This is a genomic window from Pseudomonas sp. Marseille-QA0332, from assembly GCF_054950175.1.
This window is the reverse complement of record NZ_CM143106.1, coordinates 1,963,609-1,985,253: the sequence shown is the minus strand read 5'-3', so window position 1 is coordinate 1,985,253 and position 21,645 is coordinate 1,963,609. Positions and strand designations below refer to the sequence as shown.

Genomic DNA, 21,645 nt, shown 5'->3' with positions numbered 1-21,645 from the left:
CTCTATTTGAACCGACGTTCCACGCCTTTCTCGACCAGGATCTTCGCGGAAATTTCTTCCACGGAGAAGTGCGTCGAATTGATATGGGCTATGTTTTCCCGGCGGAACAGGTTTTCCACCTCGCGCACCTCGAACTCGCACTGGGCAAAGCTCGAGTAGCGGCTGTTGGGCTTGCGTTCATGGCGGATGGCGGTCAGGCGGTCGGGATCGATGGTCAGGCCGAACAGCTTGTGCTGGTATTTCTTCAGCACCGGTGGCAGTTGCAGACGTTCCATGTCTTCCTCGGTCAGCGGGTAGTTGGCGGCGCGGATGCCGAACTGCATCGCCATGTACAGGCAGGTGGGAGTCTTGCCGCAACGTGACACGCCGACCAGGATCAGGTCGGCCTTGTCGTAGTAGTGGGTGCGCGCGCCATCGTCGTTGTCCAGGGCGAAGTTGACGGCTTCGATGCGCTCCATGTAATTGGAGTTGCCGCCGATCGAATGGGACTTGCCGACCGAATAGGACGAGTGGGCGGACAGTTCCTGTTCGAGCGGGGACAGGAAGGTCGAGAAGATGTCGATCATGAAGCCATTGGACGTGGCCAGTACTTCGCGGATGTCCTGGTTGACGATGGTGTCGAAGATGATCGGACGCATGCCGTCCCGCTCGGCCGCCGCGTTGATCTGCTGGACCATGGCGCGGGCCTTGTCGAGGGTATCGATGTAGGGGCGGGTAAATTTGTTGAACGGGATGCTGTCGAACTGCGCCAGCAGGCTTTGCCCCAGGGTCTCGGCGGTGATGCCGGTACCGTCGGAGATGAAGAACGCGGTTCTTTTCATTTGCACCCTGGACCTTATGGCTGATGACGTTTCTTGGATATGATAAGTTCGGTCTGTCGCATGCAGCTGGCGGCATTCTCACTTATTTTCCAGGTCCGGACTACACGCGCCCGGCTGGCCCCGAGCAGGCAGGCGGGCAACTTCGAGCTTTTCCCATACAGTCAGTGGAGAGAACACCTTGGTAGAGTACGTAGTTTCCCTCGATAAGCTCGGCGTCCATGATGTGGAGCACGTAGGGGGCAAGAACGCATCCCTGGGCGAGATGATCAGCAACCTCGCCGGAGCCGGCGTCTCGGTGCCGGGCGGCTTCGCCACTACGGCTCAGGCCTACCGCGACTTTCTCGAGCAGAGCGGCCTGAACGAGCGGATCCATGCCGCGCTCGACGCACTGGACGTCGACGACGTCAACGCCCTGGCCAAGACCGGCGCGCAGATCCGCCAGTGGGTCATGGAAGCCGAGTTCCCGGCGCGCCTGGATGCCGAAATCCGCACGGCCTTCGCCGAAATGGCCCAGGGCAACGACAACATGGCCGTGGCCGTGCGCTCCTCGGCCACCGCCGAAGACCTGCCAGACGCTTCCTTCGCCGGCCAGCAGGAGACCTTCCTCAACATCCGTGGCGTCGACAACGTGATCCACGCGGCCAAGGAGGTGTTCGCCTCGCTGTTCAACGACCGCGCCATCGCCTACCGCGTGCACCAGGGCTTCGACCACAAGCTGGTGGCCCTGTCGGCCGGCGTGCAGCGCATGGTCCGCTCGGAAACCGGCACCGCCGGGGTGATGTTCACCCTCGACACCGAGTCGGGCTTTCGCGACGTGGTGTTCATCACTGGCGCCTACGGCCTGGGCGAGACCGTGGTCCAAGGAGCGGTCAACCCTGACGAATTCTACGTGCACAAGCAGACGCTGCAGGCCGGGCGCCCGGCCATCCTGCGCCGCAACCTGGGCAGCAAGGCGATCAAGATGGTCTATGGCGAGCAAGCCAAGGCCGGTCGCTCGGTCAAGACCGTCGAGGTCGAGCGTGCCGAGCGCGCGCGCTTCTGCCTGAGCGACGCAGAAGTCACCGAACTGGCCAAGCAGGCGCTGATCATCGAGCAGCACTACCAGCGGCCGATGGACATCGAATGGGCCAAGGACGGCGACGACGGCAAGCTGTACATCGTCCAGGCTCGCCCGGAGACGGTGAAGAGCCGCGCCAGCGCCAACGTGATGGAGCGCTACCTGCTCAAGGAGAAGGGCAACGTGCTGGTGGAGGGCCGCGCCATCGGCCAGCGCATCGGCGCCGGCAAGGTGCGGGTGATCCAGGACGTCTCGCAGATGGACAAGGTCCAGCCAGGCGACGTGCTGGTCTCGGACATGACCGACCCGGACTGGGAGCCGGTGATGAAGCGCGCCAGCGCCATCGTCACCAACCGCGGCGGGCGGACCTGCCACGCGGCGATCATCGCCCGCGAGCTGGGCATCCCGGCGGTGGTCGGCTGCGGCAACGCCACCCAGGTGCTCAAGGATGGCCAGGGGGTCACCGTGTCCTGCGCCGAGGGCGATACCGGCTACATCTTCGAGGGCGAGCTGGGCTTCGACGTCAAGCAGAACTCGGTCGATGCGATGCCCGAGCTGCCGTTCAAGATCATGATGAACGTCGGCAACCCGGACCGCGCCTTCGACTTCGCCCAGCTGCCCAATGAAGGTGTCGGCCTGGCGCGCCTGGAGTTCATCATCAACCGCATGATCGGCGTGCATCCCAAGGCGCTGCTCAACTACGCCGGCCTGCCGCCCGAGCTCAAGGACAGCGTGGACAAGCGCATCGCCGGCTATGACGACCCGGTCGGCTTCTATGTCGAGAAGCTGGTCGAGGGCATCAGCACCCTGGCCGCGGCGTTCCATCCGAAGAAGGTCATCGTGCGCCTGTCGGACTTCAAGTCCAACGAGTATGCCAACCTGATCGGCGGCAAGCTGTACGAGCCGGAGGAAGAGAACCCGATGCTGGGCTTCCGCGGTGCCTCGCGCTACATCAGCGAGTCGTTCCGCGACTGCTTCGAGCTCGAGTGCCGCGCCCTCAAGCGTGTGCGCAACGAGATGGGCCTGACCAACGTCGAGATCATGGTGCCGTTCGTGCGCACCCTGGGCGAGGCCAGCCAGGTGGTCGAGCTGCTTGCCGAGAACGGCCTGGCCCGCGGCGACAACGGCCTGCGGGTGATCATGATGTGCGAGCTGCCGTCCAACGCGCTGCTGGCCGACGAGTTCCTGGAGTATTTCGACGGCTTCTCCATCGGTTCCAACGACCTGACCCAGCTGACCCTGGGCCTGGACCGCGACTCGGGCATCATCGCCCACCTGTTCGACGAGCGAAATCCTGCAGTGAAGAAGCTGCTGGCCAATGCCATCGCCGCCTGCAACCGGGCGGGCAAGTACATCGGCATCTGTGGCCAGGGCCCGTCGGACCACCCTGACCTGGCCAAGTGGCTGATGGAACAGGGCATCGAGAGCGTGTCGCTGAACCCGGACTCGGTGCTCGAGACCTGGTTCTTCCTCGCGGAGAACCAGGGCGCGGCCTGATGTGACGATGCGCGGGCGTGCCTGGCGCGCCCGCGCCTGTTTTCTTCCAGGGCGAGTTCCAGCGATGGATCCCGCCCTTTTTCGTGCAAGCACCCTATGCAAAGCAGCAGTACCCTTTTCCCCGTCGCCTTGCTCAGCGCCGAGCGTCGCGGTGACCTGAGCGAGGATGTCTACCGGATCAAGGCCGGCAACAGTCCCGATCCCAGCGTCGAACTGGCGGTGACTCGTCTGGGACTGGCCAGCCAGTCGAGCCCTCAGGGCGTGCCGGTGGTCCTCCTGCACGGCAGCTTCTCCAACCGTCGATTCTGGTACTCGCCCAAGGGCATTGGCCTGGGCGCCTTCCTTGCCCGGGCGGGCTTCGATGTATGGATCCCGGAAATGCGTGGCCATGGCCTCTCGCCACGCAACCGCAACTGGCGCGACAATCGGGTAGCCGACTATGCCCGTCACGATCTGCCGGTCATCGGCGCCTTCGTCCAGGAACAGACGGGCCAGGCAGCACACTGGATCGGCCATTCGCTGGGCGGCATCACCTTGGCCGCGGCCCTTGCTGGCGGTTACCTGCCGCCACGGCAGGTCGCCAGCGCGGCACTGTTCGGCACCCAGGTCAGCCGCACGCCTTGGCCATTGAAGCTCCCGCCACTGGCCTGGAGCGCGCGCCTGCTGCTCAAGCGGTTCGCGCAGATATCCGGGCCGCGGCTGAAGCGAGGGCCGGAAGATGAGCCGATCGGGCTGGGGCTCGAAGCATTGCGCTGGCGTGGCCTGTTCGGGCGCTTCGGCGATGGGCAGGACGACTGGTGGGCAGGGCTGGGGCAGGTCACGGTGCCGCTGCTGGCCGTGGCCGGCGCCGGGGACTTTCAGGATCCGGTGTGGGCTTGTCGCAGGCTTTACGAGCAGGTTGGCAGCGATTGCAAGCAGTTCGTCCGGCTGGGCCCGGAGCAGGGTTTCGAAGCCTTCGGCCATGTCGACATGCTCGTCAGCAAGGCCGCGCAAGTCCAGGTCTGGCCCTTGGTGCAGCGCTGGTTGAGCGATCCGCGGCAAGTATTGCTCGAAGGCGAGGCGCCTTCGCTCGCGTCGCTGCCGCGTTGAAGGCGGATTGACCACGGACGCGCGCCTGGAGGATGATCGCCAGGCGCGCGCCGACGCCGAACACTGCAAGATCCGACATTTCGTTGTGACTGACAGGAGATGACCATGCAGCATTACCTGACGCCCGACCTGTGTGATGCGTACCCGGACCTGATCCGGGTACTGGAGCCGATGTTCAGCAATTTCGGTGGCCGTGACTCGTTCGGTGGCCAGATCGTGACCCTCAAGTGCTTCGAGGACAATTCCAAGGTCCGGGAACTGGTCGAGCAGCCTGGTGCTGGCAAGGTCCTGGTGGTCGATGGCGGAGGCTCGCTGCGTCGGGCGTTGCTGGGCGACATGCTGGCCGACAAGGCGGCCAAGAATGGTTGGGAAGGCTTGCTGATCTACGGCTGCGTGCGTGACGTGGACGTGCTCGCGCAGACCGACGTCGGGGTGCAGGCCCTGGCCAGTCATCCACTGAAGAGCGACAAGCGTGGCATCGGCGAAGTCGACGTGCCGGTCACCTTCGCCGGGGTGACCTTCCGCCCAGGCGAGTACCTGTACGCCGACAACAATGGCGTGATCGTTTCCACCACCCCGCTGGAAATGCCGAAGTAACGCGCCACGGGCGCTGTTGGAGCAGTATGTTCGAGGAACAGAACGCGCAGTGGGGGCTGGTGCACGCCCTGGTGCTCGACGGCAAGGGCGGGGCTCGTCCGGTTGCCCGGGCCGAGCTTGCGCAATTGCAGCTACAGCCAGGACAGAGTCTCTGGCTGCACTGGGACCGCAGTCACCCGCAGACGCGCAGCTGGCTGCTGCGCGAAAGTGGCTTGAGCGAGTTCGCCACCGACCTGCTGTTGGAAGAGAACACCCGTCCGCGCCTGCTGCCCCAGGCCGAGGAGCGGATGTTGCTGTTTCTTCGCGGAGTCAACCTCAATCCGGGCGCCGAGCCCGAAGACATGGTGTCGGTGCGTATCTGCGCCGAGGCGCAGCGGGTCATCTCGTTGCGCCTGCGCCCGCTGCGCGCCAGCGACGAGTTGTTGCAGCAACTGGCCGAGGGGCGTGGCCCGAAGACTGCCTCGGAACTGCTACTGGTCATGGGCGAACTGTTGACCGACAAGGTCCAGGCGCTGGTCGCCGACCTTGGCGAGCTGGTCGACGATGAAGAGGAGCGGGTCGAGGCCGATGCGCGCTACACGCCGGCTCAGGGCACGTTGCAACAGATCCGTCGGCGTGCCGCTGCGCTGCGGCGCTTCCTGGCCCCTCAGCGCGACATCTATGCCCAGTTGGCGCGGCACAAGTGGAGCTGGTTCGCCGATGAGGACGTCGACTACTGGAACGAGTTGAACAACAGCCTGGTTCGCCAGCTCGAGGAGCTGGAGCTGACCCGCGAGCGCGCCGCGCTGGTGCTGGAAACCGAGGATCGCCGACGCAGCGAGCGCATGAACCTGACCATGTATCGCTTCGGTGTCATCACCTGCATCTTCCTGCCCATGAGCTTCGTCACCGGCCTGCTCGGCATCAACGTGGGTGGCATCCCGGGCGCAGACAACCCCCATGGCTTTCTCTATGCCGGCCTGCTGGTACTGGCGCTGGCCCTGGGACAATGGTGGCTGCTGCGTCGGTTGCGCTGGGTGTGAGGAGGCGACCTGGCCACCTTCGGCTGTCGATCGGCCTTGGGCCGCAACCGGCGCGAAGGGAACTTGTGACCCGACCCAAGGCGGCCTCGTCTTTGACTGACATTGCGCGAGGTGCCTGATGCACGATCCGTTTGAAGAATCCCTGCGCGACCTGTTGAAGGCTTCGCCGTCCGGCCACGACCGTGACGATGCCGCCTGTCTGGGTCGCGTCTTGAAAACCGCCAACCGCCAGGTCGGCGCAGGTGATCTGTTCACCCTGCTTGGCCGCTGGAGCCAGGCGCTGATGATCGCCGTCAACAATGGCTCGGCGCATGTCGCGCCGGTGCGCCGCAAACCTGCCGCTGGCAACGCTGATAAGGCCGATTGAATATGGAACTTGATCTCTGGACTCAGAGCCTGGTCACCGCCATGACCGCCCTATGGACCAAGGTGGCGAATTTCATTCCCAACCTGTTCGGCGCCCTGGTCGTGGTGCTGCTCGGCTTCGTGGTGGCCAAGCTGCTCGACACGCTGTTGTCCAAGCTGCTCGCCAAGCTTGGCCTGGACCGCCTGATGAGCGGTACCGGCCTCACCAAGATGCTCGGGCGCGTCGGCATCCAGGTGCCGATATCGACCCTGATCGGCAAGATCGTCTACTGGTTCGTGTTGCTCATCTTCCTGGTTTCGGCGGCAGAGTCGCTGGGCCTGGAGCGAGTCTCGGCCACCCTCGACATGCTTGCCTTGTACCTGCCCAAGGTCTTCGGCGCCGCGCTCGTGCTGCTGGTCGGCGTGCTGCTGGCGCAGCTGGTCAACGGTCTGGTTCGTGGCGCGGCCGAGGGCATCGGCCTGGAATATGCCGCCGGTGTCGGTCGCATCGCCCAGGGGCTGGTCATTCTGATCAGCATCTCGGTGGCCATCAGCCAGCTGGAGGTCAAGACCGACCTGCTGAATCATGTGATCGTCATTGGGCTGATTACCGTTGGTCTGGCAATTGCGCTGGCGATGGGGTTGGGCAGCCGCGAAATCGCTGGGCAGATCCTGGCCGGGATCTACGTTCGTGAACTGTTCCAGGTCGGCCAGCAGGTGCGCATTGGCGAGGTGGAAGGGCAGATCGAGGAGATCGGCACGGTCAAGACCACCTTGCTCACCGACGATGGCGAGCTGCTTTCGCTGTCCAACCGTGAACTGCTCGAGCAACGTGTCAATAGTCGCTAACCGCACAAAAGCTGTTAATGTATGCCGCCGCGAAAATCGGCCCCCTGGGCCGCGCGGCGACATTGTCCTGACTGTCGGCCAGATCCGTTTTGAATAAAGTCCACCCGCTGCCCGTGCGCTACGACCCCCGCGAACTCTCCGACGAAGAGTTGGTGGCGCGTTCGCATGAGGAGCTGTTTCATGTCACCCGCGCCTATGAGGAACTCATGCGGCGCTACCAGCGAACCCTTTTCAACGTCTGCGCGCGTTATCTGGGGAACGACCGGGATGCCGACGATGTCTGTCAGGAAGTGATGCTGAAGGTGCTGTACGGGCTGAAGAACTTCGAAGGCAAGTCGAAGTTCAAGACGTGGCTCTATAGCATCACCTACAACGAGTGCATCACCCAGTATCGCAAGGAGCGCCGCAAGCGGCGGTTGATGGATGCATTGAGTCTCGATCCTGTTGAAGAGGCATCCGAGGACAAGGCACCCAAGGCCGAAGAAAAAGGCGGACTGGACAGGTGGCTCGTGCATGTGAACCCGATCGACCGCGAGATCCTGGTGCTGCGATTCGTCGCGGAGCTGGAATTTCAGGAGATCGCCGACATCATGCACATGGGTCTGAGCGCGACAAAGATGCGGTACAAGCGTGCGCTCGACAAATTGCGAGAGAAATTTGCAGGTCTGGCTGAAACTTAGTGGCTTGTAAATCTCTCTAACCGATCGGCGAGTCTGCTAGACTTGCCGTCGAGTTGTCCCCCTGATGTTGGTGGGACCGCTTAACTATCACCAGATGGGGATTTAACGGATGAAACTGAAAAACACCTTGGGCTTGGCCATTGGTTCGCTTGTAGCCGCCACTTCGATTGGCGCTCTGGCACAAGGTCAAGGCGCCGTCGAGACCGAGATCTTCTACAAGAAGGAGTTCTTCGACAGCCAGCGCGACTTCAAGAATGACGGCAACCTGTTCGGCGGCTCGATCGGTTACTTCCTGACCGACGATGTCGAGCTGCGCCTCGGCTACGACGAAGTGCACAACGCGCGTGGCGACGACGGCAAGAACATCAAGGGCTCCAACACCGCCCTCGACGCCGTTTACCACTTCAACAACCCGTACGACGCCATCCGTCCGTACGTTTCCGCCGGTTTCTCGCACCAGAGCCTGGGCCAGACTGGCCGTGGCGGTCGTGACCACTCCACCTTCGCCAACCTGGGCGCCGGTGCCAAGTGGTACATCACCGACATGTTCTACGCCCGTGCCGGCGTCGAAGCCCAGTACAATATCGACCAGGGTGACACCGAGTGGGCACCGAGCGTTGGCGTCGGCCTGAACTTCGGCGGCAGCCCGAAGACCGCCGAGCCTGCTCCAGTGGCTCCGGCTCCGGTCGCCGAAGTCTGCTCCGACAGCGACAACGACGGTGTTTGCGACAACGTCGACAAGTGCCCTGACACCCCGGCCAACGTTACCGTTGACGCCGACGGCTGCCCGGCTGTAGCCGAAGTCGTACGTGTCGAGCTGGACGTCAAGTTCGACTTCGACAAGTCGGTCGTCAAGCCGAACAGCTACGGTGACATCAAGAACCTGGCTGACTTCATGAAGCAGTACCCGCAAACCACCACCACCGTCGAAGGTCACACTGACTCCGTCGGCCCGGATGCTTACAACCAGAAGCTGTCCGAGCGTCGCGCCAACGCTGTCAAGCAAGTGCTGACCCAGCAGTACGGCGTAGAGTCCAGCCGTATCGACTCGGTTGGCTACGGTGAGAGCCGTCCGGTTGCCGACAACGCTACCGAGGAAGGCCGTGCCATCAACCGTCGCGTTGAAGCTCAGGTCGAAGCCCAGGCCAAGTAATTGGTTTGATGCTTGAAAAGAACCCGGCCTCGGCCGGGTTCTTCTTTTTCAGATGCCAGAGCCTGCGCCAGCGCCGCCTGGCAGACCGTAACCTGGCCACTGGAGTGCGCCCCGCTGGCCAAGCGCATGTGCTGCATGGCCACCCTATGCCAAGCGACCCTGTCGTCGGCGCCACGTGCTGGCTATAATCGCCCCTTCATTCACCTCGAATCCCCTATGCCCATGTATAACCTGGCCCGCCAGCTACTGTTCAAGCTTTCTCCGGAAACCTCCCACGACCTGTCGCTGGACCTGATCGGTGCCGGTGGCCGGCTCGGGCTCAACGGCCTGCTGTGCAAGCAGCCCTCGGCCCTGCCGGTCACGGTCATGGGGCTCGAGTTTGCCAATCCGGTCGGGTTGGCCGCGGGCCTGGACAAGAATGGCACGGCCATCGACGGCTTCGCCCAGCTCGGTTTCGGTTTCCTCGAGATCGGCACCGTCACGCCGCGTCCGCAACCAGGCAATCCCAGGCCGCGGCTGTTCCGCCTGCCGCAGGCGACGGCGATCATCAACCGCATGGGCTTCAACAACCTGGGTGTCGACCACCTGCTGTCACGGGTACGGGCTTCACGTCATGACGGTGTCCTGGGCATCAACATCGGCAAGAACTTCGACACGCCGGTCGATCGCGCGGTGGACGACTACCTGGTCTGCCTGGACAAGGTCTACGCCGAAGCCAGCTACGTGACGGTCAACGTCAGCTCGCCGAACACGCCGGGGCTGCGTACGTTGCAGTTCGGCGATTCGCTCAAGCAGCTTCTCGATGCCCTGGCGGTCCGGCGCGAACAGCTGGCGCTCGTGCACGGCCGGCGAGTGCCGTTGGCGATCAAGATCGCACCTGACATGACGGATGAAGAAACGGCACTGGTGGCCGCTGCCTTGCTTGACTCGGGCATGGACGCGGTAATAGCCACCAATACCACTCTCGCACGCGAAGGTGTCGAAGGCTTGCCGTTCAGCGATGAGGCAGGCGGGCTGTCCGGCGCACCGGTACTTGAGAGGAGCACCCACACGGTGAGGATCCTGGCGGGTGAACTGGCTGGGAGAATGCCGATCATCGCCGCTGGCGGCATCACCGAGGGCAGGCATGCCGCCGAAAAGATCACGGCGGGGGCCAGCCTGGTGCAGATCTATTCAGGGTTCATCTACAAGGGGCCGGCGTTGATCCGCGAATCGGTGGATGCCATCGCGGCCATTCGGCGCTGAGAAGTGGAGCGAAAGGGCCCCATGGAGGGGCCCTGGGCATCAGCCCGCCGCCCAATCAGGGCGTGCATGGTGGATGAATGTCAGAACCTCGCTCAGCCAACGGCGTGATTTTCGTTGAGTCTGTGGATGCCAGCCGTGCCGGTCATGCCGTCCCAGTTGTCCCCGCGGCCTTCGCGCCAACCGTTGATCCATGCCTGGCGTACGGACGGCAGGCTGAAGGGGCACAGCTCGCGGGATTTGCCGGTGACCCCATACTGGTAGCCACGTGAATATGCTCTTTCCAACGGATCACGCTTAAGTCTTCTCATAGGGTATTGCCCTCACTTGTTGACTGTAATGTCCCGTCGGCCTCTGCGAGGCCGGGCAGAATCGTTCTGCCGGTGTATGCTCGCTGCCGGCGTGGCGAGCATGGTGTCGCCCTGTTGCAAGACGACCTGGGTCAGTTCTAACCAATGCATCCTGCGGTGTGAATGATCGATTTGTCATAAGGACGTAACCTTTCAGTGGATGAAAGGATAAGTAAGTAAATGAGTCGCAACTCTATTGCGATGATATCCCTCTAGGTGCTGGGTTTGAGCGCGGATCAAGGCATATAGCTATCATTGCTTTGGAAGAGTAGCCAGCATCGGGTAATACGACGAAGGGTCGCTTTGGCCCTGCTTGCGGAAATTTTTTTCTCGCTGGGCGATCCAAGGGGCTCGGCCCCTTGTGCCCCTGGCACTGGCGCTCCCGGCTTCGGGACGCCACCCGGATGTCCCTGGAAAGGCAACCGGGCAAACATCGGCCAGGCGTGCGCGCCTGGTCCCCTACAGCCACCAAAGGCCTGGATTTGTCATGTCGGATCGCTACGAACTCTACCTAACCTGCCCCAAGGGCCTCGAAGGCTTGCTCGCGGAAGAAGCCCGCGGCCTCGGCCTGCTCGATGTGCGTGAACATACCTCGGCGATCCGTGGTGCGGGCGACATGGAGACGGCCTATCGGCTATGTCTCTGGTCGCGCCTGGCCAACCGCGTGCTGCTGGTGCTCGAGCGCTTCACCATGAGCAACGCCGATGACTTGTATCAAGGCGTGCATGACGTCGACTGGCAGGACCACCTGGCCGCCGATGGGACGCTGGCGGTAGAGTTCAGCGGCCATGGCTCGGGCATCGACAACACTCATTTCGGCGCGCTCAAGGTCAAGGACGCCATCGTCGACAAGCTTCGCGACCGTGACGGCCGACGGCCTTCGGTGGACAAGCTCGACCCTGACGTGCGGGTCCATCTGCGTTTGGAGCGGGGCGAGGCGATCCTGTCGTTGGATCTGTCCGGGCACAGCTTGCATCAACGTGGTTACCGCCTGCAGCAGGGCGCCGCGCCGCTCAAGGAAAACCTTGCCGCGGCGGTGCTGATCCGGGCCGGTTGGCCACGGATCGCCGCCGCCGGTGGCGCACTGGCCGACCCGATGTGTGGCGTCGGGACGTTCCTGGTCGAGGCCGCCATGATGGCAGCCGATATCGCTCCCAACCTCAAGCGCGAACGCTGGGGCTTCAGCGGCTGGCTTGGCCACGTGCCGGCGCTGTGGCGCAAGGTGCATGACCAGGCGCAGGCCCGCGCCGAAGCCGGCAAGGCCCGACCGGCGTCGTGGATTCGTGGCTACGAAGCCGATCCGCGCCTGATCCAGCCTGGACGCAACAACGTCGATCGCGCCGGCCTGGGCGACTGGGTCAAGATCTACCAGGGTGAAGTCGGCACCTTCGAACCACGCCCGGACCAGAACCAGAAAGGCCTGGTGATCTGCAACCCGCCCTACGGCGAGCGGCTGGGCGACGAGGCCAGCTTGCTGTATCTCTACCAGAACCTTGGCGAGCGTCTGCGCCAGGCATGCATGGGCTGGGAGGCGGCCGTCTTCACCGGCGCTCCGGAGCTGGGCAAGCGCATGGGCCTGCGCAGCCACAAGCAGTACGCCTTCTGGAACGGCGCACTGCCTTGCAAGCTGCTCCTGATCAAGGTTCAGCCTGACCAGTTCGTGACGGGTGAGCGCCAGCGGTCGGCCCCGACGCCTGGGCACGAGCCTGTCCAGGCATCGACCGCTAGCGAGCCGGCACGCCTGAGCGAAGGCGCGCAGATGTTCGCCAACCGCCTGCAGAAGAATGCCAGGCAACTGGGCAAGTGGGCCCGGCGCGAGCAGGTAGGCTGTTATCGTCTCTACGATGCCGACATGCCTGAATATGCCCTGGCGGTCGATCTGTACCAGGACTGGGTGCATGTGCAGGAATACGCTGCGCCGCGCTCGGTCGACCCGGACAAGGCCCAGGCTCGTCTGCTCGATGCCCTGGCGGCGATTCCGCAGGCGCTGGGCGTGCCTGCGGGGCGGGTGGTGCTCAAGCGTCGCGAGCGGCAGACCGGTACTCGCCAGTATCAGCGCCAGGCGAGCCAGGGGCAGTTCATGGAGGTCGACGAAGGTGGTGCCAAGCTGCTGGTCAACCTGACCGACTACCTCGATACCGGCCTGTTCCTTGACCATCGGCCGATGCGCATGCGTATCCAGCGCGAGGCCGCCGGCAAGCGATTCCTCAACCTGTTCTGCTACACCGCCACGGCAACGGTGCACGCGGCCAAGGGCGGGGCACGGGAAACCACCAGCGTCGACCTGTCCCGCACCTACCTGGACTGGGCGCGTCGCAATCTTTCGCTCAACGGCTTCTCCGATCGCCACCGCCTGGAACAAGGCGACGTGATGGCCTGGCTGCAAGCCTGCCGGGACAGCTACGACCTGATCTTCATCGATCCACCGACCTTTTCCAATTCCAAGCGCATGGAAGGGGTGTTCGATGTGCAGCGCGATCATGTGCAACTGCTCGACCTGGCCATGGCGCGCCTGGCGCCTGGCGGCGTGCTTTATTTTTCCAACAACTTCCGTCGCTTCGAACTCGATCCGCATCTGGCCGAACGCTATGCCGTGGAAGAAATCAGCCGCCACACGCTCGACCCGGACTTTGCGCGCAACCCGAAGATCCATCGTGCCTGGAGCCTGCGGCTGCGCTGAGGCGCCAGCTGTTGCAGCGGTGGTAGCCAGTGGTTATAAAGGCCGCGGGAACCATGGAGGTACAGGGCGCTGACCCGTCGAGAAAGCTTTATGCCCAGGTATGGCGCACGTTCGAAGATGCTCGGCTTCGCCAGCGAGTCGCTTTCGCCCTGGATGGCTGCATTGGGCGCGGCGGTGGCTGGCGGGCTGTTGACCGCAGCAGTGGCCATGACTGCCCATAGGTTGTCCCAGCAGCAGCTGCATCAGCGTTTCGACCTGCTGGCGAACGAGCGACACAGCCAGGTTGCCGAGCGCCTGGCCAGGCAAGCCGTTAGTCTGGACAGCTTGCGGGGGTTCCTGAGCTATTTGGATGTAGGCGATCTTGACACGTTCGCAGGCTTTGTCCGTGGCTCGCTGCACACGGGTTTCGCCTATGGATGGGCGCCGCGTGTCGAGTCGGCGCAGCGGCTCGAGGTGCCTGCGCCAGCACGCAGTCGTCACTATCCGGTGCAGTATGTCGAGCCAGCCGGTGCGCAGGCATCGCTGGTCGGTCGCGATCTTCGTGGGATCGAAACCGTAGCGACGGCGCTTGGCCAGGCCGAGGCGACAGCAGGCCCGGCCGTTGCGGCACCCTTGACTTTCACGGGTGCCGAACAGGGCGCCACGCTGATGCTGCTCGCGCCGGTGATGCCTGCCACGTCAGGCGCGGCACCTCCCGCCGGCTACGTGTTTGCGCTGGCGAATCTTGCCGAACTGATGGGCAACCGGTTTCCAGGCGGGGCGGACGAGGATTTGGCGCTGCGTCTGTACGATGTCTCCAATGGCGCGGTGGGTCAGGCACTGTATGTCTCGCCCAATACGCCTGCCACCCTGGACCTGAGCAGCAGACGCCTTTTGCCCGTCGCGAACCGGCAGTATGAACTGGTCATCCGGCCCAGCCTGGTCTTCCTCCGGCACAATCGCTCGGCGCTGGTCGCGATCACCAGTGTGCTGGGTGGTCTGTTGAGCCTGCTCGCGGGGGGCTTGCTGTACCGCCTGCTCAGCCAGCGCCAACGAGCCTTGGGCGTGATCGCGCAACGTACCGCCGAACTCCAGCTCAGTGAACAGGCCTTGCGCGACGCGGATCATCGATTGCGCAGCGTGCTCGACGCGGCCACCCAGGTGGCGATCATCGCCACGACGCTCAAGGGCGTGGTCAGCACCTTCAATGCCGGTGCCGAACGCATGCTGGGGTATTCGGCGGGCGAGGCGGTCGGGTGTCTGACGCTCGGCGACCTGGTCGAGCCGCAGGAGCTGGAGCGTCGCGCGCGGATACTGAGCCTGCGCTATGGACGACAGATCGCGCCTGGCCAGGCGATGTTCGCCGAAACCGCGCAGCGCGCCGGAGGGGAGCCAGGCGAATGGACGCTGGTACGCAAGGACGGCTCCCGGTTGCTGGCGAACATGCTGGTGACGGCGGTATTCGATGAGCAGGGCCTCTGGTCGGGACACCTGGCCATTTGCATCGATGTCACCGAGCGCCGGCGCAGTCATGAGGCGTTGGCCGAGCGTGACCGCTTGCTGGAGAAGCTCAGCGCCCAGGTGCCAGGGGGGATCTACCAGTTCCGCCGTTTCCCTGATGGCAGTTGCTGTTTCAGCTATGCCAGCGAAGGCTTGCGCGACATCTACGAAATCGAGCCCAGGTTGTTGCGCGAGGATGGCTCGGCCGTGTTCGAGCGTATCCATCCTGACGACCAGGCGCGGGTAGCGGCTTCCATCGTCCAGTCCGCCCGGGACCTTGCGCCATGGCGAGAGGAGTATCGGGTGCTGCTGCCCGAGTCCGGGACGCGCTGGGTCAGGGGCGAGGCGACCCCAGAGCGCGTCGAGGGCGGCGGTACGCTATGGCATGGCTACCTAAGCGACATTTCCGATCTCAAGCGCGTCGAAGAGGAGCTGCGGACCCTGTCCATCACCGACGCGCTGACCGGCGTGTACAACCGGCGCTACTTTGAGCAGCGGATCGAGCACGAGCTGGAACGAGCCAGGCGAGATGGGCTGGACCTGGCGGTGATCATGTTGGATGTCGACCATTTCAAGCGCATCAACGATCGATTCGGCCATGCCGCTGGCGACCAGGTGCTGCTCAGCCTGTGTCAGAGCATCGGTGCGCGCCTGCGACGCAGCGATGTTTTCTGCCGCCTGGGTGGCGAGGAATTCATCGTCCTGTGCCCCGGCAGTAGCGCAGAACAGGCGCGCTGTCTGGCGCTGCAACTGTGGCAGGGCGTGCGCGGCGCCGCGGTGGAGGGCGTAGGGCAGGTCACGGCCAGCTTCGGCGTGGTTGGCTGGCGGCTTGGCGAAGGGATCGACTCTCTACTGCTCAGGGCCGATGCGCTGGTCTATGCCGCCAAGCAGGCCGGGCGCGACCGGGTCGAGGTCGAACCCGCCTGAACCGTTGCCCGTCCCGGCGCGCAGCATGCCGGCAGCGGGACGTGCCAGGGCCGGTCAGGGCTTGTTGCTCACCGTGCTGGAGCCAAGGCCGGGCTGGCGGTGCAAGTCCAGCAGCACCTGATCGAGTACCGCCGCAGCGCCCCAGGGTTTGGGGTCGTTGAGGATCGCGGCCACTGCCCAGGTATGGCCATTGTTGTCCCGACTGAAGCCCGCGATGGCACGCACGGTATTGAGCGTGCCGGTCTTGATATGGCCTTCGCCAGTCACCGCGGTGCGCTTGAGGCGCTTGCGCATGGTGCCGTCCATGCCTACCAGGGGCATGGAGCTGATGAATTCGGCCGCATAGGGGCTCTTCCAGGCCGCCTGCAACAAGGCCGCCATCTCGCGTGTGCTGACCCGTTCGGCGCGCGACAGGCCCGAGCCGTTCTCCATCACCAGATGAGGCGCCGTGATGCCCTTGCGCGCCAGCCATTGCCGGATCACCCGCTGCGCGGCCCTGGCATCGTCGCCATCGGCATCGGTGCGAAACTGCGCGCCCAGGCTGAGGAACAATTGCTGGGCCATGGTGTTGTTGCTGTATTTGTTGATGTCGCGGATCACTTCGACCAGGTCGGGAGAAAAGGCGCGGGCCAGCAGGCGCGCATCCTTGGGCACGTTCTCGACGCGATCGCGGCCCTGGATGGTGCCCCCCAGTTCGCTCCAGATCGCCCGCACCGCGCCGGCAGCATAGGTTGGATGATCCAGCAGCGACAGGTAGGTCTGCGAATTGCAGCCTTCGCCGAGCTGGCCAGTGACCACCACGCTGACCCCATTGGCCTCGGTCACCGGGTTGTAGCGTACTTCGCCCGAGCATTGCCGGGAGGCGATCGCCTTGACCTGGTTGTCGATGCGAATGTTGGCGATCGGAGGCTCGACCGACACCAGGACCTTGCCGCCATCGTTGCGCGCCACGAAGCGCAAGGCCTTGAGATTGACCAGCAGCGAGTCGGGCTTGACCAGGAACGGCTTGTTGAGGTCGCCGCCATCGTCAACGAACTGCGGCAGGTTGGGCTGCACGAAATGACTGCGATCGAGCACCAGGTCGCCGCTAATCGTTCGTACGCCATTGGCGCGCAGGTCTCGCATCAGTAGCCAGAGCTTTTCCATGTTCAGCTTCGGATCGCCACCACCCTTGAGGTAGAGGTTGCCGGCCAACACGCCGTTGCTCAATTGGCCATCGGTGAAGAATTCGGTCTTCCACTGGAAGGTCGGACCCAGCAGCTCCAGGGCCGCGTAGGTGGTGACCAGTTTCATGGTCGACGCCGGGTTGACCGACACATCGGCATTGAACACCGTGGGCGTGCCCGGGCCGTCGAGCGGCAGCATCACCAGCGACAGGGCCGAATCCTGCAGCTTGTTGGCCTTGAGGGCCTGTTGCACCTTGGGCGGCAGAGTGGTGTTGACGGGGGCGGCGTGAGAGGGGAGCGCCAGTGGCAGAAGCAGGCCGGCGAGCAACAATGGGCGGAGCAATTTGATCATGAGCGCTTGGACCCTGCGGACGAGGGAAGAAAACGGGGCTGTAAGGATGGTTGCCCCATGAGACAAGTGCGCATTATGCCCCAAGCGCGGGTGCCTTGCGTCACGTTCGACGGAAAACCGCTACGACGTCCGGGCGGCAAGCCACGGGCCGTAACGACGGAACGGGCCGGCCGGGACCTCGACGCAGGTCCCGGCCGGCCCGGCCAGGTATCAGGATGCCGAATTGATCGGCTTGTCCGGATACCAGGCATCGAGCAACGGGCTGAGCTCGATCTTGGTCAGTTCCGGACGCGTCTTGAGCCAGGCTTCGACAGCGCTGCGCTGCTCTTCGCTGACCGAGCCGCGCTTGGCCAGGCAAACCAGGCCGAAATCGTCGCCGCCGACATAGTCCAGGCCGTTGGCATCCATGGCTTCGTCGAGGAAAGCATCGAGGAATGCGTCGATCGCCTGGTCATCCAGGTCTTCCTTGAACTCCAGGTTCAGCTCGAAGCCCAGTTCCTGGAACTCGTCGACACACAGCTTCTTGCGCAGACGACGGGAGCGGTTAGTGGCCATGAAACAATCCTCTTAGGTGATATCGCGGCGCAGTCTACCAGCTAAAGCGTGTCGGCGCCTGCTTGCGCTCTGCCGATGCCCATGGTTGCTGGCGCCGGAGCCGTCTTCGCCAGGCAGCGCCAGGATTGGCCGTCAGGGCGAGGCCGCGTCGCCAGGCAAATCCTCCATGGGCGGAATTTCTTTCTCCAGCGCATGCTCGGCCCTGCGCATGTGACGGGCCAGCGCTTGGCGCAGAAGCCTGACCTGTCTGCCTGGCATGTCGGCAGGAAGGTGAACCAGCGCCTCGCAGGCGCGCATCAGGGCCTTGGCTTCGAGCATGCGGGCCGCGCCGAGTATCTTGTGCGCCTGCTCCGCCAGCGCCTGCCTGTGGCGGTCCGGGTCCAGCGCCATAAGCGCCAGCAAGTCCTGCCTGAGCGAGGCGTGCAATGTCTGGAGCAGGCGCGTGCGCGCCGTCTGGTCATCGCCAACGATGGCTGCCAGACCTTCGAGCTCGAAAGGCCGGGGCCGGCCGCGCCTGGCAGGCTCGCCACCGGCGACGATTCCGGCCAGGCGTCGGCCAAGCGCCTGCAGGTCGATAGGCTTGAGCAGGCAATCATCCATCCCGGCGTCGAGGCAGCGCTGGCGTACCTCGGGCTGGGCGTTGGCAGTGTAGCCCAGGATGGTGCAGCGCCGATTCCGGCCAGTCTCCTCGCGGCGGATCTGGCGGGCCAGCTGGTAGCCGTTCATGCTGGGCATGTTGCAGTCGACGATCAGCACATCGAAATCGCCCTTGCGCCAGAGTCGCAGGCCCTCGTCGCCATCCTTGGCGCCTTCATGGCGCAGGCCAAGGAAATCCAGCTGCTGGGCCACCAGCATCAGGTTGGCCGGATGATCATCCACCACCAGGACGTTCAGGCGAGCATCAGGCGCAGCGACCGAGACCGCGCAAGGTGGCGCGGGCAGCACACGGACCCGTTGCAGCGGCATCGACAGCCTGACCCGCGTGCCCACGCCCGGCAGGCTATCCATGTGCAGGGTGGCACCCATCATGTCGCAGATCGCCTTGCTGATCACCAGCCCAAGCCCAGTGCCGGCACGCGCCGCATCGCTGTTGGGCGCGGCCTGGACGAACGGATTGAACAAGCGCTTGAGATCCGCCTCGTGGATGCCTATGCCGCTGTCGCGCACCTCGAGGGCGAGCCGGGCGCGAGGCGGTTCGTCCTGCTCCTGCACGTCCACGCTGATGCGGACCTGGCCATGCTCGGTGAACTTGATGGCATTGCCCACCAGGTTGCACAGGACTTGCTTGAAGCGCAGTGGATCGAGCAGTGCGTGGCAATCGGCGGCCGCAGTGATGGCGGCTTGCAAAGCCAGGCCCTTCTGCCGGGCCAGGCCGTCGAACATCCGGCGCACCGATTCCACCAGCTCGGCGATCGCCACGGGCTCCGGGCTCAAGGTCAGATGCCCGGACTCGATCCGGGCGAAATCGAGGATGTCGCCGATCAGGCCCAGCAGGTCGTTGGCGGACTGGTAGGCGACGGCAATGGTGGAGCGGTCGAGCTTGCCCTGGTCCAGATGCCGGAGCGCGAGTTCCAGCATGCCAATGATGGCGTTCATGGGCGTACGGATTTCGTGGCTCATGGTGGCCAGGAAAGTGCTCTTGGCACGGTTGGCGTCCTCGGCCTGCTGCTTGGCCAGGCGCAGGTCCTGGACCAGCTCCCGCCGCTCGCTGATGTCGATCCAGCCCCCGATGATGCCTTGTATCGTGCCCAGCGAGTCCCGGTAGGGCAGTATCCAGTGGTAGATCGTCAGCTCCCGGTCTTGCAGGCGCAAGGGGCGATCGGTGATCAGCGGCTTGCCTTCGGCCATCACCTTGAAATAGTCCGCCTGGATCTGCCGGGTATAGTCGCAGTCGCTCAGGACACCTTCGTCCAGACGCTTGCCCAGGACCTGCTCGGCATCGGCCTGGACCGTGTCCAGGTAGCTCTGGTTGCAGCTTTGCATGCGCCCGTCGCGGTCGCGTACGTACATGGGGTGGGGCGTGCCGTCGAGCAACGCACGCATGAACGCCATCTGGTCACTCAGGGCGCGCTCCGCTTGCCGGCGCTGGCGGATTTGCCGGCGCAGGCGAGCGTTCCAGACCAGTGACAGCAACAGCAGCGACCCGGTCCCGACGACCACCTGCAGGGCAATTCGCTGGTAGCTCTGCCAGTAGGCATCGTCGTGGCTGCTGTAGCCGCGCCAGCGACTGTTGATCACCCCCAGTTCCTCGGGCGTGATGCTCAACAGCGCCTTGTCGATGATCGTGGCCAGTGCCCGGGACTGGCGGGGCGTGGCCATGGAGAAGGTCGCGGGCTGGGTGCCGACCGTGCTGCGTATCGTCAGGCCGGGGTGCGAAGCCACCGCATGGTTGGCATCGACCAGCGAAGTGATGACGGCGTCGACCTGGCCGCTGGTCAATAGCGTCACGGCCTGCAGGGTGCTATCGGTATCGATGCGTCGGATTCTCGGATAGCGCCTGGTCAGCAGGCCTGCCAGGGTGCTGTCGTAGGTCATGGCCACGCGGCCGTCGGCCAGCTGCTCGAGCGAGCTCGGCCTGTTGTCGCCGCTGCGACCGACCAGCACGTAGGAGTTCTCCAGGTAGGGGCGACTGATGGTGAGTAGGTCGCCGTACTGTTCGCCGGAGGAGATCGCCGCGATGACATCGGCCTTGCCTTCGCGAACCTGGCTGACCATGTCGCGGATGCCCGAAGCCCTGCGTACCTCGAAGCGCAGGCCGGTACGGACCCGGATCAGTTCGAGCAGGTCGGCGGCGATACCCCGGAAATTGCCATTGTTGTCGAAGAACGTCAGCGGCGCGGCCGTCTCGTTGACGACGACCCGCATCACCGGGTTGTCTTCCAGCCAGCGCTGCTCGCCAGGGGATAGTTGCAGCTTGCGATCGCTCAGCAGTTTGTCGCTGCCCGCGGTCCAGCGGTCGAAGATGTCCTTGCGCACAGCGCCGGAGGCACCCATGAGGACGGCGTTGACCAGCTCGAGCAGGGGCGTGTCGCTGCGGCGCAGGGCGAAGCCGAACCCAACCGGTTCGTGCTTGCCGAAGTTGGCCATCTTCAGGTTGGGCAGATGGCCCTGGTTGATCTGGTAATGGGTGGAGATGGTATCGCCGATGAACACATCGGCCTGTTCGAAGGCGACCGCATTGAGCGCGTGGGCCGAGGAAGGAAACGTTCGCAGCGCGGCGCCAGGGTAGCTGGCGTGGACTTCCTCGAGCGGCAGGTAGTGGTAGAGCATGCTCAGGCGCAGGCCATTGAGGCCGGTATCGAGCGGCCGTGTCTCGTCCTCGCGCGTGACCAGTACGGGTTGGTCGATGGCATAGGGCATCGACAGTACCAGGTCGCTGGCGACAGCCTCGAAGCCATTGGCGCTGCCGAGCAGGTCGATCCGCCCTTGTTTCAGGGCCTGTACGGCAGCCTGGCGATTGGCGAAGCGCATGACCACGACCGGCAGACCGAGGCTCGAGGCCACCAGCCCGGCGTAGTCCGCGGTCAGCCCCTGATAGTCGCGACCACCGGAGCTGATGTCGAAAGGTGGGTAGTCCGGAGCGGAAGTGCCGAGCCGCAGCACCTGGCGAGCCTGTATCCAGCGCCGCTGTTCGGCGGTCGGCGTCAGTTGGACGGGCGAGGCATGCCCGCGCGCCAGCAACGTCAGCTGCGCAGGTTCGCTGCTTGCGGCGCGGGCCGGCAGAACGATTGCGAGCAGCAGCGCTGCGAGAAGCGCCGTTGCCAGTCGCGTGCGCATGGCCGGC

Annotated in this window: 16 protein-coding genes; 11 read left to right on the top strand and 5 right to left on the bottom strand. The window is 64.3% G+C overall.

The window, feature by feature from the left end; all coding sequences use genetic code 11:
- Positions 1–2: 2 nt before the first annotated feature.
- The gene (gene ppsR / locus ACY8GK_RS09225) at positions 3–821 is read right to left on the bottom strand and encodes a posphoenolpyruvate synthetase regulatory kinase/phosphorylase PpsR (RefSeq protein WP_196180983.1); all 819 of its coding nucleotides are present in this window, start codon (positions 819–821) and stop codon (positions 3–5) included.
- A 178-nt stretch (positions 822–999) separates the two neighbouring features.
- Here ppsR and ppsA point away from each other — a divergent pair, with 178 nt between their 5' ends.
- From ppsA to ACY8GK_RS09180, 9 genes are all read left to right on the top strand, one after another.
- Positions 1,000–3,375, top strand: coding sequence for a phosphoenolpyruvate synthase (ppsA, locus tag ACY8GK_RS09220; protein WP_462402862.1), 2,376 nt, complete (start codon positions 1,000–1,002; stop codon positions 3,373–3,375).
- A 96-nt stretch (positions 3,376–3,471) separates the two neighbouring features.
- The gene (locus ACY8GK_RS09215) at positions 3,472–4,464 is read left to right on the top strand and encodes an alpha/beta fold hydrolase (protein WP_196180980.1); all 993 of its coding nucleotides are present in this window, start codon (positions 3,472–3,474) and stop codon (positions 4,462–4,464) included.
- Between the two features lie 105 nt (positions 4,465–4,569).
- Positions 4,570–5,061 (top strand): ribonuclease E activity regulator RraA, encoded by a 492-nt coding sequence (gene rraA / locus ACY8GK_RS09210; protein WP_196180979.1) that lies wholly within the window; start codon positions 4,570–4,572, stop codon positions 5,059–5,061.
- 26 nt (positions 5,062–5,087) lie between these two features.
- Positions 5,088–6,083, top strand: coding sequence for a CorA family divalent cation transporter (locus ACY8GK_RS09205; RefSeq protein ID WP_196180978.1), 996 nt, complete (start codon positions 5,088–5,090; stop codon positions 6,081–6,083).
- Between the two features lie 118 nt (positions 6,084–6,201).
- Positions 6,202–6,450 (top strand): CrfX protein, encoded by a 249-nt coding sequence (locus tag ACY8GK_RS09200; RefSeq protein ID WP_196180977.1) that lies wholly within the window; start codon positions 6,202–6,204, stop codon positions 6,448–6,450.
- Between the two features lie 2 nt (positions 6,451–6,452).
- Positions 6,453–7,277, top strand: a complete 825-nt coding sequence (locus tag ACY8GK_RS09195) for a mechanosensitive ion channel family protein (RefSeq protein ID WP_196180976.1) — start codon at positions 6,453–6,455, stop codon at positions 7,275–7,277.
- An 89-nt stretch (positions 7,278–7,366) separates the two neighbouring features.
- Complete coding sequence (gene sigX, locus ACY8GK_RS09190) at positions 7,367–7,957, top strand: RNA polymerase sigma factor SigX (protein WP_196180975.1); 591 nt, start codon at positions 7,367–7,369, stop codon at positions 7,955–7,957.
- A gap of 109 nt (positions 7,958–8,066) precedes the next feature.
- The gene (locus ACY8GK_RS09185; RefSeq protein ID WP_196180974.1) at positions 8,067–9,110 is read left to right on the top strand and encodes an OmpA family protein; all 1,044 of its coding nucleotides are present in this window, start codon (positions 8,067–8,069) and stop codon (positions 9,108–9,110) included.
- 222 nt (positions 9,111–9,332) lie between these two features.
- Positions 9,333–10,355 carry a quinone-dependent dihydroorotate dehydrogenase gene (locus tag ACY8GK_RS09180; RefSeq protein ID WP_462403006.1) on the top strand — a complete coding sequence of 341 codons (1,023 nt, stop codon included), beginning with the start codon at positions 9,333–9,335 and terminating at the stop codon, positions 10,353–10,355.
- A gap of 92 nt (positions 10,356–10,447) precedes the next feature.
- On the opposite strand, the gene rmf is transcribed toward ACY8GK_RS09180, so the two are convergent.
- Entirely contained in the window at positions 10,448–10,663 is a 216-nt protein-coding gene (rmf, locus tag ACY8GK_RS09175) for a ribosome modulation factor (protein ID WP_080754714.1), read from the bottom strand.
- A 526-nt stretch (positions 10,664–11,189) separates the two neighbouring features.
- Here rmf and rlmKL point away from each other — a divergent pair.
- Together rlmKL and ACY8GK_RS09165 are read left to right on the top strand one after the other, a co-directional pair.
- The gene (gene rlmKL / locus ACY8GK_RS09170; RefSeq protein ID WP_462402861.1) at positions 11,190–13,382 is read left to right on the top strand and encodes a bifunctional 23S rRNA (guanine(2069)-N(7))-methyltransferase RlmK/23S rRNA (guanine(2445)-N(2))-methyltransferase RlmL; all 2,193 of its coding nucleotides are present in this window, start codon (positions 11,190–11,192) and stop codon (positions 13,380–13,382) included.
- A gap of 90 nt (positions 13,383–13,472) precedes the next feature.
- Positions 13,473–15,788 carry a sensor domain-containing diguanylate cyclase gene (locus tag ACY8GK_RS09165; protein ID WP_462402860.1) on the top strand — a complete coding sequence of 772 codons (2,316 nt, stop codon included), beginning with the start codon at positions 13,473–13,475 and terminating at the stop codon, positions 15,786–15,788.
- 54 nt (positions 15,789–15,842) lie between these two features.
- On the opposite strand, the gene dacB is transcribed toward ACY8GK_RS09165, so the two are convergent.
- The 3 genes from dacB to ACY8GK_RS09150 form a co-directional block, all read right to left on the bottom strand.
- Complete coding sequence (dacB, locus tag ACY8GK_RS09160; RefSeq protein ID WP_462402859.1) at positions 15,843–17,306, bottom strand: D-alanyl-D-alanine carboxypeptidase/D-alanyl-D-alanine endopeptidase; 1,464 nt, start codon at positions 17,304–17,306, stop codon at positions 15,843–15,845.
- A gap of 210 nt (positions 17,307–17,516) precedes the next feature.
- Complete coding sequence (locus ACY8GK_RS09155; RefSeq protein WP_196180192.1) at positions 17,517–17,861, bottom strand: YggL family protein; 345 nt, start codon at positions 17,859–17,861, stop codon at positions 17,517–17,519.
- A gap of 132 nt (positions 17,862–17,993) precedes the next feature.
- Positions 17,994–21,638, bottom strand: coding sequence for a response regulator (locus tag ACY8GK_RS09150; RefSeq protein WP_462402858.1), 3,645 nt, complete (start codon positions 21,636–21,638; stop codon positions 17,994–17,996).
- Positions 21,639–21,645: the final 7 nt, after the last annotated feature.